At 60.1% G+C, this 14,986-nt stretch carries 11 protein-coding genes; all 11 read left to right on the top strand.

Annotation, left to right across the window (positions count from 1 at the left end; all coding sequences use genetic code 11):
* Positions 1-6: 6 nt before the first annotated feature.
* The 11 genes from VGR81_07660 to ftsZ all read left to right on the top strand — a co-directional run bounded on the left by VGR81_07660 (position 7) and on the right by ftsZ (position 14,980).
* The gene (locus VGR81_07660; protein ID HEV2288812.1) at positions 7-2,055 is read left to right on the top strand and encodes a penicillin-binding protein; all 2,049 of its coding nucleotides are present in this window, start codon (positions 7-9) and stop codon (positions 2,053-2,055) included.
* Between the two features lie 34 nt (positions 2,056-2,089).
* Positions 2,090-3,658: a UDP-N-acetylmuramoyl-L-alanyl-D-glutamate--2,6-diaminopimelate ligase gene (locus VGR81_07655; protein ID HEV2288811.1), complete on the top strand. Its 1,569-nt coding sequence runs from the start codon at positions 2,090-2,092 to the stop codon at positions 3,656-3,658.
* A 125-nt stretch (positions 3,659-3,783) separates the two neighbouring features.
* Entirely contained in the window at positions 3,784-5,253 is a 1,470-nt protein-coding gene (gene murF / locus VGR81_07650) for a UDP-N-acetylmuramoyl-tripeptide--D-alanyl-D-alanine ligase (GenBank protein ID HEV2288810.1), read from the top strand.
* 1 nt (position 5,254) lies between these two features.
* On the top strand, positions 5,255-6,388 hold the full coding sequence (mraY, locus tag VGR81_07645) for a phospho-N-acetylmuramoyl-pentapeptide-transferase (protein HEV2288809.1): 1,134 nt from the start codon (positions 5,255-5,257) through the stop codon (positions 6,386-6,388).
* A 4-nt stretch (positions 6,389-6,392) separates the two neighbouring features.
* Positions 6,393-7,787 carry a UDP-N-acetylmuramoyl-L-alanine--D-glutamate ligase gene (gene murD / locus VGR81_07640; GenBank protein ID HEV2288808.1) on the top strand — a complete coding sequence of 465 codons (1,395 nt, stop codon included), beginning with the start codon at positions 6,393-6,395 and terminating at the stop codon, positions 7,785-7,787.
* Positions 7,788-7,790: 3 nt separating this feature from the next.
* Positions 7,791-8,900, top strand: a complete 1,110-nt coding sequence (gene ftsW / locus VGR81_07635; GenBank protein ID HEV2288807.1) for a putative lipid II flippase FtsW — start codon at positions 7,791-7,793, stop codon at positions 8,898-8,900.
* A complete protein-coding gene (murG, locus tag VGR81_07630) occupies positions 8,897-10,015 on the top strand; it encodes an undecaprenyldiphospho-muramoylpentapeptide beta-N-acetylglucosaminyltransferase (protein HEV2288806.1) in 1,119 nt (372 codons plus the stop codon). The genes ftsW and murG overlap by 4 nt, the downstream gene beginning before the upstream one ends.
* Positions 10,012-11,421 carry a UDP-N-acetylmuramate--L-alanine ligase gene (murC, locus tag VGR81_07625; GenBank protein ID HEV2288805.1) on the top strand — a complete coding sequence of 470 codons (1,410 nt, stop codon included), beginning with the start codon at positions 10,012-10,014 and terminating at the stop codon, positions 11,419-11,421. The genes murG and murC overlap by 4 nt, the downstream gene beginning before the upstream one ends.
* 42 nt (positions 11,422-11,463) lie before the next feature.
* Positions 11,464-12,519 carry an FtsQ-type POTRA domain-containing protein gene (locus tag VGR81_07620; protein ID HEV2288804.1) on the top strand — a complete coding sequence of 352 codons (1,056 nt, stop codon included), beginning with the start codon at positions 11,464-11,466 and terminating at the stop codon, positions 12,517-12,519.
* A 43-nt stretch (positions 12,520-12,562) separates the two neighbouring features.
* Complete coding sequence (ftsA, locus tag VGR81_07615) at positions 12,563-13,777, top strand: cell division protein FtsA (GenBank protein ID HEV2288803.1); 1,215 nt, start codon at positions 12,563-12,565, stop codon at positions 13,775-13,777.
* A gap of 39 nt (positions 13,778-13,816) precedes the next feature.
* Complete coding sequence (ftsZ, locus tag VGR81_07610) at positions 13,817-14,980, top strand: cell division protein FtsZ (GenBank protein HEV2288802.1); 1,164 nt, start codon at positions 13,817-13,819, stop codon at positions 14,978-14,980.
* The last annotated feature ends 6 nt before the right edge of the window (positions 14,981-14,986 follow it).

Here is a 14,986-nt window from a genome sequence, read left to right as displayed (position 1 = left end):
GAGCCCATGGCACAAAGCAGTTCCCGTCTCCGCTTACTCATAGTTTTCGGCATCGGTGTGGTCTGGATGGCGGCGATTCTCGCCCGCGTCAGCTACCTTCAATTATTCCGTTATCGCGAATATCTCGAGCGCGCCAATCGCCAGCAGGAGCGCATCATCGAGATCAGTCCGATGCGCGGCGCGCTCTACGACCGCAACGGCCGCGAGCTGGCCATGAGCATTCCGGTGGATTCGTGCTTCGCGGATCCGGCGGAAATCTCCGATCCAGACATGGTTGCACACCTGCTCTCGCACATTCTGGGGACGCCGGCGTCGGAGATTCAGGAAAAGCTGGCGGAATCCCGCTCGTTCGTCTGGATTGCGCGGAAAATTCCGCCGGAGCAAACGGCGCGAATCGAAGCGCTGAATCTTCGCGGGATATATTTTCAGAAAGAAAACAAGCGCTTTTATCCCGAGCGAACGCTGGCGGCATCTTTGCTGGGCTATGTGGACGTGGACGAGCACGGCCTTGGCGGAATCGAGTATTCGCTCGACAAGGAAATTCGCGGAAGACCGAGCCGCATGCTCGTCTTGGCCGATGCGCGCCAGCGATGGTTCGACAATAGCGAAGCGCCGCCGGACAAGGGCGATAACGTCATCCTGACGTTTGACCAAACGATTCAATTTATCGCCGAAAAAGCGCTGGCCGAAGGGATCGCGCGAACGCATGCCAAGGGCGGGTCTGTGGTCATTCAGGATCCGAACACCGGGCAAATTTTGGCGGCGGCGAGCTGGCCGACGTTTGATCCCAACGATGCCGGTTCCTATCCCGCGGCGGACCGCGTCGATCGCGTGGTTTCCGATGCGTATGAGCCTGGCTCGATTTTCAAAACGATTTTATTTTCGGCCGCGATTCAAGAGGGCGTCGTGCAGCCGACGGAATTGGTGGATTGCCAGATGGGCTCGATCGTGATCGCGGGAACGACGATTCACGATCACAAGCCGTATGGCTTGCTGAGCGTCGAACAGGTGCTGATGAATTCGAGCGACGTCGGCTCGATTAAAATCGCCATGCGGCTCGGCGCGCCGAAGTATTATCAATACATTCGGAGCTTTGGCTTTGGTCAGCTCACCGGAATCAATCTCCCCGGAGAAAACCACGGCTTGCTCCGTCCGCTGAACGAGTGGACCACGACATCGGTCGGCTACATCGCCATCGGCCAGGAAATCAGCGTTACGCCGATTCAGATGGTGTCTGCGGAATCGGCCATCGCCAATGGCGGCATTCTTCGCCGGCCGCAGATCGTGCAGCGAGTCTATCGCGGCGACCAGACCATCATGGAAGGCGACCCCGATCCCCGGCGCATAATCAGCGAAAGAACCGCAGCGACTTTGCGCGCGATGATGGAGCAGGTGATTCTAGGGGGGACGGGCAAGGGTTTTGCGCAGCCGCTGGGCTATACGGCCGCGGGAAAAACGGGAACCGCGCAGAAAATCGATCCGGCGACAGGGCGGTATTCGCGGACGGAGTACAACGCCTCTTTCATCGGCTATGCGCCGGTGAATAATCCGGTGGCAACGATTCTTGTGAACCTCGATTCGCCATCTGGCGGACACGAAGGCGGACCGACAGCGGGGCCGATCTTCAAGGAAATCGCCGAACAGGTGCTCGCGTACTTGAACGTGCCGCACGACATGGCGGAGCCGCCGGCGCTGGAAAAAGCGTCATTGCGCGAGGCGGAGCGCGGCTCCTCGATGAACCTCGACTTTACGCCGAAAAAACCGCGCGAGGCAGCGCAAGAGCCCGTTGAGGAAGCCGTCAGCGTGCCGGAATCTTCGACCGTCGCGATTGCCGAAGGGCAGACGATCACGATTCCACGCCTGACGGGCAAAGATGTCCGCAGCGTCATCGAGATGTGTTCCAAGATCGGGCTCATGCCAGTTCTGGTTGGCGATGGGATTGCAGTGGATCAAAGTCCGGACGCGGGGACGAAAGTCTTGCCGGGCGCGAAGGTGACCGTGCATTTCGGACGCAACGGTGACGCAACAGCGAATTCTCCCGGACGCGGCAACTGAGAAGTTTATTGCCGCTCCGAGCCAGACACGAGGAATGGAGCGAATTTTGGGGCCAAGAACGGATGGGGCAATCATCGAACTTGCGACTGGGGCTGAATCGGGGATGAAGCTAGCGGAATTGCTTTCTGGTGCGGAAATCGCGCGGGCAGATGACGCGCCGGGTGTCGAAATTCGTTCGCTGGCGTACGACAGCCGGAAGGTGACGCCTGGAGCGCTTTTTTTTGCCCTGCGCGGCGAAAAAGAGGACGGCAACAAATACATTCCCGATGCGCTCAAGTGCCGCGCCGTGGCCATTGCCAGCGAAAGCGTTCGCGTCGCAGGCGTCGCGAAAAATATTCCCTGGGTGCAAATTTTGCCCGGCGCGCAGCGCCGCGTGCTGGCGACAGCCGGTGCGAATTTCTACGGCCATCCGGCAAAGGAGCTGCAACTTGTGGGCGTGACGGGCACGAATGGCAAGACCACGACCACGTATCTGATTGATTCGATCCTGCGCGCCTCCGGGAAAAAGACCGGCCTCATCGGCACGATTGGTTACCGCACGCCGCGCGGCAGCCGCGAAGCGATCAATACGACGCCGGAATCGCTCGACGTGCAGCAAACGTTTGCCGAGGTGCGCGACGCCGGCGGTTCAGCCATTGTGATGGAGACGAGTTCGCATGCTCTGGCAATGGACCGATTGTGGGGATGCCACTTTGCGGCGGGCGTCTTCACGAATCTGACGCGCGATCATTTGGATTATCACAAGAGCTTCGAAGAATATTTCGCGGCCAAGCGCCGCCTTTTTGCGGGAACGGGCGCGGGACGCGCTGATGTCGCCGTTCTCAACACGGATGATCCTTACGGCCATCCGCTTGAGGGGTTGGCCGGGCGAACATTCACCTATGGGTTGAAAAACGGCGCGCAAATCACGACAAAGAAATACGCGCTCGCATTTTCCGGCCTGGAATTCACGGCGCAGACGCCCGTGGGCAAAATCGAAGTGCAATCCAAGCTTGTCGGCAAAATCAACGTCTACAACATTCTCGCCGCAATCGGCGCAGGTATTGCGCTCGACGTGATGAGTCCGGCGATTGAGCGCGGCATTCACGAACTAGAAAGTGTTCCTGGCCGTTTCGAGCGTATCGCCGAAGGGCAGCCGTTCCTCGTCATTGTCGATTACGCACACACGGACGACGCACTGCGCAATTTGATTTTGACCGCGCGTGAGCTCGCCGCCGGAGGACGCATCATCACCGTTTTCGGCGCAGGAGGCGACCGCGATCGCACCAAGCGTCCGCTGATGGGGGAAGCCTCGGGAACGCTGAGCGATGTGACCGTGCTGACGAGCGACAATCCTCGGAGCGAAGATCCGCTGCGTATCGTCAACGATGTCGCCGTCGGGTTGCAGAAAGCCGGCGGAAAATATCGCATCGAGCCGGACCGCGAACGCGCCATCGAATTGGCGCTCGACGAAGCGCGCGCCGGAGATATCGTCTTGCTCGCGGGCAAAGGGCACGAGACATATCAAGTGCTGAAGGATGGCCCGATCGATTTTGACGATCGCGAAGTGGCGCGTCGGAAATTGCGCGAGCGCGGGTACAGCCAGGCAAAGGGCAAAGGCTAGTGTTACCAGCACACGCAATCAGCGTGATTTGGCGCGCGGTTTGCTTGGGTACACGATGAGTTTGGAAGTAGCGGTTCAATTTCAGAGTGGCTTGGAAGAGTGACGCCCAGCCCTGTGGAGAAACGATGCGGTGGACGTTGGCAGAAGTGGCGGACGCTCTTGGTGTCGCAGCGCCCTCCGGCGCCGATTCCGTGGCCCGGCTGGCCGGCGTGTCGATTGATTCCCGCACTGTCAAGCCTGGAGAATTGTTTGTCGCCATACGCGGACCGCGTCACGACGGACACAGTTTCGTGGCTGCGGCGCTGGCCCAGGGAGCTATTGCCGGCGTTGTGGCGCGCAACCGGCTGGGCGAATTCTCCGAAGAAATTCGCGCCAGGCTCCTCACTGTCGATGACACACTGCGCGCATTGCAGGAATTGGCCCGGCGATACTGCGACGCCTGGCGCGCGGCGAAACCGGGGCGGCGCATGGCTGCGATTACCGGCTCCGCGGGCAAGACGACAACCAAAGAAATTCTTGCGGCACTTCTGGCCGCGCGGTGGCGCGTTTTGAAATCGGAAGGGAATCTCAACAACGAATACGGCTTGCCGCTCACGCTTTTCCGATTGGGGGATGAGCACGATGCCGCTGTCGTTGAGCTCGGCATGTCGCATCGTGGCGAGTTGGCGCGGCTGGCAGAAATCGCCCAGCCGGAAGTTGGCGTGGTGACGAACGTCGCGCCCGTGCATCTGGAATTTTTTTCTTCCGTGGACGAAATCGCGCTCGCGAAGCGCGAGCTCATCGAAGGTCTCGGCGGCGCGGAGCCTGTGGCTGTGCTCAATGCCGACGACCCGCGCGTTTCACGATTCGCCGAAGGATTTCGCGGACGCGTGCTGCGCTATGGCTTTTCGGAATCGGCAGAGTTTCGCGCGGAAAATATCGAAGACCTCGGCGTCGAAGGCTCGGCATTCGATTACGAAAGCCCGGAGGAATTGGGGCGGCTGCGGTTGCCTCTCGCCGGCCGGCATAATGTTTTGAATGCGCTTGCGGCGTTGGCTGCGGCGAGCGAATGGGGAGTCAGCATCGCGGACGCGAAAGAAGTGCTGCCAGCGCTGCGGCCTGCTTCGATGCGCGGCGAATTTTTGAAATTTGCCTCCGGCTTCCTGGTGATCAACGACTGCTATAACTCGAATCCCGTCGCGTTGGAGCGCATGATTGACGTGCTGAGCACCACGCCGGGCTATCGCCGAAAAATTCTAGTCGCCGGCGAAATGCGCGAACTGGGCCCGGCTTCGCCCGATTTGCACCGCGCTGCCGGCGAGCATGCTGCGCAACGGGAAAGCCTCGACTGGATTTTCGGCGTCGCAGGCGATGCCGAGCAGATTGTTCGTGGCGCCACCGCCGCCGGACATCCTGCAGCCCAGGCAAAATTCTTCGCATCCGCGGAAGAAGCTGCGAAATTCCTTTTGAGCTTTGTCGCGCCAGGCGATCTGCTGCTCATCAAAGGTTCGCGCGGCGTGCATATGGAAGTGGTCGCCGTGGCTCTGCGCGAAAAATTCCCGCTGGCGGAATCTGCGCGCGAAGAAACATCAGCCACAAACGCGAGGCGCGACTGAGATGCTTTACTACATCTTCGTCACCGTGCTTCGCCCGCACTTCAGCCCGCTGAACGTGTTCCGTTACATTACCGTGCGCACGGCGCTCGCGAGCTTGACGGCGCTGTTCTTGACTCTCGTTTTCGGCCCGTGGACCATCCGCCATCTGCGCCAGCTACAGATCGGTCAGTACATTCGCGCAGAGGGACCCGAGCGGCATCAGTCGAAGGCCGGCACGCCGACGATGGGCGGAGTTCTGATTGTCGCCGCGATTATTATTCCCACGCTGCTTTGGGCTGACCTGCACAGCCCCTATGCACTGCTCGCGATGGGCGCCACGCTGGCCTTTGCCACGATTGGTTTCATTGACGATTACAACAAGGTCGTTCGCAAGCGCAATCTTGGGCTGACCGGAAAAACGAAATTTTTCTATCAGGTGCTGACGTGCATCGGGGTCGGAGCCGTTCTGCTTTCATTGCAGCAGCGCGGCGCGTATTCCACTGAGCTCAGCGTGCCGTTTTTGAAGGAACTGCATCCGGACCTTGTTGTGCGCTCTTTGCTCGTCCATTCCTATATCTGGCCGCTGGCTTTCGTGCCATTCGTCATTTTTCTCATTTTCGTGATCGTAGGTTCGTCGAACGCGGTGAATTTGACGGACGGCCTTGACGGGCTGGCGATCGGCTGCGTGGTTGTCGCGGCAAGTGCGCTGACGATTCTGACGTACCTGAGCAGCCACGCACGCTTCGCGGAATATCTCGAGATTCAGAAAATCCCGCAGGTAGGCGAACTGACGATTTTCTGCGGTTCGGTGGTCGGCGCGTCGCTTGGCTTCCTGTGGTACAACGCGCATCCGGCGGAGATGTTCATGGGCGACGTAGGTTCGCTGGCGCTCGGCGGCGTGATTGGCGTCACGGCTGTAATCATCAAGCAGGAAATTTTGCTGCTCTTCATCGGCGGAATTTTTGTGCTCGAGGCGGTTTCGGTGATTCTTCAAGTGGCTTCGTTCCGGCTGCGCGGCAAGCGCATCTTCCGCATGGCGCCTCTGCACCATCATTTCGAGCTGATGGGCTGGAGCGAATCGAAAATCATCGTGCGATTCTGGATCGCGGCGCTGGTATTTGCGCTGTTTTCGCTGACGACGCTGAAGCTGAGGTGATGGAATGCGGCAGGGCGTAACTCTCGATGGCAAGCGCGTGCTCGTGGTTGGCGTTGCACGCACCGGACTCGTCGCGTCGCTTTTCTGCGCCGCCTACGGAGCGCACGTCACCGCGACGGACGAAAAGCCGGAAGCGGAATTGAAGGAAGTCGCGGAAAAACTGCGCGCTGCGGGCGTCGCGCTGGAATTGGGCGGCCATCGCCCAGAGACTTTCTTGAATCAGGACCTGATTATCGTCAGCCCAGGCGTGCCGGCGAAATCGCCGCCGCTTGAGCTTGCGCGAAATCGCGGCATTCCTGTGTGGAGTGAGATCGAACTGGCGTGGCGGCTGCTGCGCGGGAAGCTCGTGGCTATCACCGGCTCGAACGGCAAGACGACCACGACGGCGCTTGTCGCGCACATCCTGCAGTCGGCGAAAATTCCTGTACTCGTGGGCGGAAACATCGGCACGCCTTTGCTGGCAAAGGTCGAAGCCTCAAGCGATTCGACCGTAACCGTCGCCGAGGTCAGCAGTTTTCAGCTCGAATTGATCGAAGCCTTCCGCCCGGATATCGGCGTGCTGCTGAATCTGACGCCGGATCACATCGATCGTCACGGTTCGTTTGAAGAATACGCGCGCGCGAAACAGCGCATTTTCGAAAACATGATCGACCGCGACATAGCCGTCTTGAATGCGGATGATCTCGAAGTCGCGCGGCGCGGGCCGGCTCATGGGCATGTTTACTGGTTCAGCCGCCAGAAGCGCCTCGCGGCAGGCGCATTTCTGCGCGGCGAGGAAATTATTTTCCGCCGCGAAGGCTCCGAAGACGTGATCGCGCGCCGCGGCGACATTCCGCTTCGCGGCGAACACAATCTCGAAAACGTCCTGGCCGCGGTTTCCGCCTCGATTCTTGCCGGCGCGCCCGTTGACAGTATCGCGCCGGCCGTCAGGGCTTTTCCTGGCGTCGAACACCGCCTGGAATTCGTGCAGGAGATTCGCGGCGTCGCGTTTTACAACGATTCGAAAGCCACAAATGTTGACGCAGCGCTCAAAGCGATCGAGGCGTTTCCCGGCCCGCTCTTTGTGATTTTAGGCGGAAAGGATAAAGGCGCGCCGTATGCTCCTCTGCGCGAGCCGTTGAAGCAGAAAGCAAAACTAGCGCTGATCGTCGGCGCGGCGGCGGACAAAATCGCAGCAGAGCTCGAAGGCGCCGTGCCAATCGAGCGCGCCGGAACCATCGAACGTGCGGTCACGCTGGCGCTCGAAGCTGCCGGGCCGGGCGACACCGTGCTGCTCGCGCCGGCGTGCGCCAGCTTCGATCAATTTGAGAATTTCGAGCAGCGCGGCAAGGCGTTCAAGGAAATCGTCGCGCGCATGGCTGTGGAAACGAGCAGCGCGAGTTCGGTGAAGAAAGGATAACGCATGCCGCGAAGCTTACAGCCAGACAAGAAACTCTTCGGCATCACGCTCGCGCTGTGCTTCCTCGGCGTCGTGATGGTCTTCAGCGCTTCAGCCGTGACCGCGAAGCAGCTCTATGGCAATGGCTACGTGTTTCTCATTCGCCAGCTTCTTTGGCTGGTTGTCGGCCTGTTTGGAATGATCCGCCTGATGCATTTCGACTATCGCAAGTTGCGCCAGCCGCGCGTGATTTATCCGAGTCTTGCCGCGGTATTGCTGATGCTGATCGGCGTCCTGTTTCTCGACCGCACGCACGCGACGCATCGCTGGATGCACGCCGGGCCGGTCAGTTTGCAGCCATCGGAGTTCGCCAAGCTCGTCGTGATTCTCTACCTCGCGTGGTTTTTGGAACTGCGTATGCAGCCAGGAAGTTTCGGCATCAACAATCTGAAGCACACGCTGCTGCCCGCTCTCGGCCCTATCCTTTTCATGCTCGTCCTCATCCTGCGCGAGCCGGACATGGGTACGTCCTGCATGATTTTTTTGATCGCGCTGGTGATGCTCTGCGAAGCGGGCGTTTCGATGAAATACGTGGGCGGAGTGGCGCTGGCGTCAATTCCCGCCGTAGTTTTTCTCATCGTCCATGCGCAATACCGCTATGAGCGCGTCTTGGCATTTTTTTCGCCGGGCTCGGACCCGCAGGGCCGCGGCTTCCAGTTGATGCAGTCGCTGATCGCCGTCGGATCAGGAGGATTGACGGGCGTCGGACTGATGGAGAGCAAACAGAAGCTGTTCTACTTGCCCGAAGCGCACACCGATTTTATTTACGCCGTTTTGTGCGAAGAGCTCGGCTACATTGGCGCGGTCGCCGTGCTCGTGCTTTTTGGTTTCTACGCCTGGCGCGGGTTTCGCGCGGCGTATCGCGCGCCGGATGCGTTCGGCCGCCTGCTCGCGCTGGGGATTACAACGCTCGTTGTCGGCCAGGCGCTTGTGAATCTGAGTGTCGTGCTCGGGCTGATGCCGACGAAAGGGATTCCGCTGCCGTTCATCAGCTACGGCGGTTCGAGTTTGCTCGTGATGCTGCTGGCAACCGGCGTGCTCTTGAATATCAGCCAGCACGCTGAAGCGCCGTGAGCCAGAGCGACGCGCCGTCCATGAAGCTGCTGATTGCGGGAGGTGGGACGGGCGGGCACGTTTTTCCGGCGATCGCCGTCGCGCTGGAGTGGCTTCGGCGAGGCGAAGAGAAAATGGCAGCGGGCGGCGCGAAGAGAGCTGTCGCGATTGTTGGCACGCAAAATGGTCTCGAAGCGCGGCTCGTTCCGGAAGCGGGTCTCCCGCTCGAAACGATTCGCGTCGCCGGTTTGAAAGGTATCGGAGGAATGAAGTTCGTGCGCAACGTTACCATGCTCGGCGCAGGCCTTTGGGATTCCGCCGCGATTCTGCGGCGTCACCGCTTTGCCGCCGCGTTTGGCGTAGGCGGCTACGCCTCCGGTCCGATGATGCTCCTCGCTGCGCTTCGCGGCGTTCCCACCGTACTTTTCGAGCCGAATCTCGAGCCGGGCTTTACCAATCGCGTTCTCGCGCGCTTTTCAAAACGCATCGCCACGGGATTTGAGGAAACCGCGCGGCGATTCGGCGCGAAAGCCAACGTCACCGGCAATCCCGTGCGCGCGGAGTTCTTCAAGGCTCGGCCCCGCGAGCACCGCGCTCCGTTCACGCTGCTGATCACCGGCGGCAGCCGCGGCGCGCAGCCCATCAATCGCGCCGTCCTTGCTGCCCTGGACACGCTGGCTGCGAAAAAAAGTCAGCTTTTCATCGTGCATCAGACTGGCGAACGTGACTATAATGCCGTGCGGGAAGCGTATGCTCAGCGCGAGTTCACTGCGGAGGTCAGCCCCTTCATCGGGAACATGGCGGAAAGGTTTGCCCAAGCGGACGTGATCGTTTGCCGGTCCGGCGCCATCACCGTCGCGGAAGTTGCCGCCGCCGGACGCGCCGCCATCTTCATCCCCTTCGGCGCCGCCACGGATAGTCACCAGCTCTTCAATGCGCAGGCCATGGAACAGGCCGGGGCCGCGCGCGTGATTCCGCAGGATGAACTGACGCCCCAGCGCCTGAGCAGCGAAATTTTTTCTCTCCTCGACCAGCCCCGGAGAATCCAGGAAATGGAGCAGTGCGCCCGAGCGCTGGCCCGTCCACGTGCCGTTGCGCACATTGTGGACATCATCGAGGAGGTTGCGCGTCCATGAAAATCCCATTCGGAAATTTCCAGCGCATTCATCTGGTCGGCATCGGCGGCAGCGGCATGAGCGGCATCGCCGAGGTTTTGCTGGCTCTCGGTTACGCAGTTTCCGGCTCTGACGTGAAATCCTCGACCATCACCGAGCGTCTCCGCAGCTTGGGCGCGAAAATTTTCGAAGATCACGAAGCTTCGCAGGTCCATGGTGCGCAAGTCGTCGTTATTTCTTCCGCAATCCGCGCCGATAATCCCGAAATTCTCGAAGCGCGCAAATTGAAAATTCCCGTAATCCCGCGCGCGGAAATGCTCGCCGAGCTGATGCGCTTGAAATACGGCATCGCCGTTGCCGGCGCGCACGGAAAGACGACCACGACTTCACTGGTGGCTTCCGTGCTTGCCGCCGCGGGCTTCGATCCCACGTTTGTCGTCGGCGGCCGCGTGAACGCCGCGGGCGCGAATGCACGCGTAGGCCAGGGCGATTACATGGTCGTCGAAGCGGATGAAAGCGACCGTTCGTTTCTCCTGCTTGCGCCAGTCGTCGCCGTTGTCACGACAATCGACCGCGAGCATCTCGATCAATATGCTTCGCTCGAGGAGATTCAAGCCGCGTTTCTCGAATTCGTGAATGGCGTCCCGTTTTATGGCGCCGCGATTTTGTGTCTCGACGAGCCTAACGTGCAGGCCATTCTTCCCAGCGTCCGCCGCCCCATCGTTACCTATGGCGTTTCCAAACAGGCGGATCTCGTCATCAGCGACATCGAACTCGCCGGGCTCGAAAGCCATTTTCGCCTGACTTATCATGGCGAAGACCTCGGCATGTTCCTCCTGCCTTCGCCGCCGGGAATTCATAACGTTCGCAATGCCGCTGCCGCTGCCGCTGTGGCTTTGTATCTGAACATTCCCGCGGATCTGATTCGCAGCGGCCTCGGCAAGTTCAGCGGCGTCGGCCGGCGCTTCGAAATCAAGGGAACGTTCGCCGGCGTCACGCTGATTGACGACTATGGCCATCATCCCGCCGAGATTCGCGCCACGCTCGAAGCGGCGCGCGGCTGCGGCTATAAGCGCCTCCTGGTTCTTTTTCAGCCGCACCGCTATACGCGCACAAAGCATCTCTGGGACGATTTCTGCCGCGCGTTCAATCTTGCAGACGTTCTTTTCGTTTCCGAAATTTATGCCGCTGGCGAGCCGCCCATGGAAGGCGTCACGGGTCAGAAACTCGCCGAAGCGATCTCTGCGGCAGGCCACAAGAATGCTGTTTTCACGGGCACGTTGCAAAAAGGCATCGAAGCGCTCTTGCGCGAAGCACGGCCCGGCGACGCTGTGCTTGCCATCGGCGCGGGCAGCGTCAATCGCGCTCTGGATGAACTTTCATTGCTTTTGGGCACGGAAGAGCCGCGCGCGCGCGTTCATCCATGACGCTCGCACGCAGCGTTTTTTATGTGAGGAGATAGAAAGCATTTGGAACGGCTGAAAAAAAACGACGCCGATGCGTATCCGCAGGAAGCGCTGGCCGACGAAGAACCGCGCTATCTGCGCCGCCAGAAACCTGTCGAGATCAAGCGGCGGAAATTCGGCAAAAAGGCTTGGAAGACGTATTTCCGCGTCGCGTTTGTGGTGGTTGCCGTCGCCGCGGCCGCTGGCGCGCTCTTCGCCGCCGGAGATTTTCTGCTGACTTCGCCGGAGATGGCACTGGCCAGCCCGGGGCAGGTCGAGCTCACGGGGAATCATTTTGTGCAGCGAGCAAGCGTTCTAGAGATTTTCTCCGTGGATCGCGGCCGCAGCGTGCTGCGCATTCCGCTGGCCGAACGCCGCGCGGAACTCGAAGCTCTGCCGTGGGTCGAGCGCGCCACGGTTCGCCGCGCCCTGCCGAATCGCATCGAAGTGGACATCACCGAGCGCGCGCCCGTGGCATTCTTGCGCGAGGGGACGAATCTCTCGCTCATCGACGCGCACGGCGTCATTCTCGATCGTCCGCTCGAAGCCGATTTTCATTTTCCTGTCGTCACAGGCATTGATGCCCAAATGCCGCGCGAAGATCGCGCGCGCCGCATGCGCATGATGGAGGATTTCCTGAATCAAGTGCAGCAAGTCCGCCCCGATGCCGGCGATTCGATCAGCGAAATCGACCTCTCGGACGCGGATGATCTCCAGGCGACGGTTGCAGGTCTGCCAGGAATGACCGGAGCGGCGAATTCTTCCGCGGCAACGGACGCCGTCCCGGTTCGCTTCGGCAATTCCGATTTTCGCGACAAATTTCAGGTGCTTTTGAACAATATGGCGCAATGGGAAGCGGCTGCAGGCCGTGTCGCCTCGGTGGATTTGCGGTTTGAAAAAGAAGTCGTCGTGAACCCTGTGAATCCAGCGCCGCCTGCGAATCCCGTGGCGAGGCCCGTGCCAGTCAAGCATGTTGCCGCGCCCGTTCATCACGTGCAGCCGCGGCGAAAGGCAAAAGCAGTCAAGGCGAAACACGGTGCGAAGAATTCTTCGCATGTGAAATCGCGCGAAGCGCACTGATTTTTTTCGGCATCGAGAAGTGCGAATTTAGGAGAGCGGCGGTTTGGGTAAGAAAGATCGTTATCTCGTCGGATTGGACATCGGCAGCGCCAAGACTTGCGCGCTGGTGGGAGAAATTGAAGACGAAGGCGGCGTGAAGTTTGCGGCGCTGGGCGCGGCGGAATCGAAAGGCTGGCGCAAGGGCCAGATTGTGAACTTGGATTTGGCGGTCAGTTCCATCCGGCGCGCGGTAGAGGAAGCGGAAAATATCGTGGGCGTTCCTGTCGAATCGGCGCTGATCGGAATCGCGGGCAGCCATGTGCGTGGCGTAAATAGCCGCGGTGGAATTGCCCTGGGCCAACGGCCGCGCGATATTCATCGCGACGATGTGCGGCGCGCGGTCGAGGCGGCGAAAAACGTCAGCTTGCCGGAAGATCGCGAAGTGCTGCATGTGTTGCCGCAGGAATTTTTCGTCGACGCGCAGGACAATATTCGCGATCCCATCGGCATGGTGGGGCAAAAGCTCGAAGCCAATGTGCACATCGTTACGTCGTCGGCAGCGGCGACGCAGAACGTCGTCACCGCGGTCAACAAAGCCGGCGTGATTGTCAGCGACACTGTGCTTGAGCCGCTTGCTTCGGCGGAATCGTGCCTGACGCAGGACGAACGCGAGCTGGGTTGCTGCCTGTTTGATATCGGTGCAGGGACAACGGAGCTGATCGTTTACTCCGGCGGTGTCGTGCGCCACAGCGCCGCTGTGCCCATCGGCGGCGATCATTTCACGAACGACCTCGCTGTCGGATTGCGCACGCCGATTCCGGAGGCAGAAAGCATCAAGCGCGAGCACGCCTGGGCGTGGCACGAGTTGATGTTGCAGGACACGCCGATTGAAATTGCCAGCGTGGGCGACCGTCCGCCGCGCACCGTGTTTGCCCGCAATTTGTGCGAAATCTGCGAACCGCGCGCGAACGAATTGCTGGCCATGGTGCGCGACGATTTGCGCCGCGCGGGATTTCATTCTCAGATTCCTGCCGGTTTGGTTCTCACGGGTGGCGGCGCGCGCTTGCGCGGTTTGGCGGAGTTCGCCGAAAAACTGTTCAAGCTTCCGGTACGCATAGCGTCGCCGCGCGGCTTGGCCGACATCACCGAAGGAGTTTCTCAGCCCGAGTATTCGGCGGCCGTCGGACTGGTGCTCTATGGCGCGCGCGCGCGAAAACTGGCCGCGCAGCGTTCCAGCGGTTGGACAGAAAAATTGAAAAGCATTTTTGCGGGGAATTAGGAAGGAAAATTTAGGGCGGGGGAAGATAGGGGAGGCTGTATGACGCCAAAGGATGCAGGGCTTCGCGTATCGTTTGCTGAGGAACCACAACAGGGCGCCAAAATCAAAGTCATCGGCGTCGGAGGCGGCGGCTGCAACGCCGTGAACCGCATGATTCGCGCCAAGGTGGAAGGCGTCGAATTCATCGCGGCCAACACGGATTTGCAGGCGCTCAAGCTTTCGCAGGCGCCGCTGAAACTTCAGCTCGGCTCGAAACTCACCAAAGGGCTCGGCGCAGGTGCGAATCCGGAAATGGGGCGCAAAGCCGCGCTCGAAGACACGGACAAAATTCTCGAAGCGCTCGATGGTGCGGACATGGTGTTTGTCACTTCGGGCCTCGGCGGAGGCACGGGCAGCGGAGCCGCGCCGGTTGTCGCGAATCTCGCGAGTGAACTCGGCGCGCTGACGGTCGCCGTCGTCACCAAGCCCTTCGCCTTCGAGGGCAAACGCCGCATGCAGCAGGCCGAGCAATCTCTCGGCGAACTCATCGGCAGCGTGGACACGGTCATCGTGATTCCCAACGAACGCTTGATGGAATGCGTTGAGCACGGCACAAGCTTTTTCGAAGCCTTCCGCATCGCCGACGATATTTTGCGGCAAGCGGTGCAGGGAATCAGTGACATCATCACGATTCCCGGCATCATCAACCGCGATTTCGCCGACGTGAAAACGATCATGTCCGGCCAGGGATATGCGGTGATGGGCACGGCCGTGGCGAATGGCTCGAATCGCGCGATCGATGCGGCGAATCGCGCCATCAACAGCCCGTTGCTCGAAGATAATTGCATTCAAGGCGCGCAGGGAATTCTGATCAACGTCACCGGCTCTTCGTCACTGAGCTTGCACGAAGTTCACGAAGCATCGTCCGTCATACAGAAGGCCGCGCATGAGAATGCGAACATCATTTTCGGCGCGGTGATGGATGAAGCGATGAAAGAATCGGTGAAGATCACGGTGATTGCCGCCGGTTTCCGCGAAGTAGCCAACAAGAGGACGCATACGCGGCCTTCGTATTTGCCGAAAACCTGGAAATCGGAGCGCGCTCCGGAACACACGGACGTCGTCGCACAGGTTGCGCGCAACGTCACCGACGTGATTCAGGAAGTCGCCGCGGACGATCTGGACGTTCCGACGTTTTTGCGCCGTCAGGCGGCCAAAGCGTAGCGCATT

Source organism: Candidatus Acidiferrales bacterium (genome assembly GCA_035934015.1).
Lineage (GTDB): Bacteria > Acidobacteriota > Terriglobia > Acidiferrales > UBA7541 > DAHUXN01.
The sequence above is the reverse complement of the archived record's forward strand: the minus strand, read 5'-3'. Positions and strand labels throughout refer to the sequence as shown.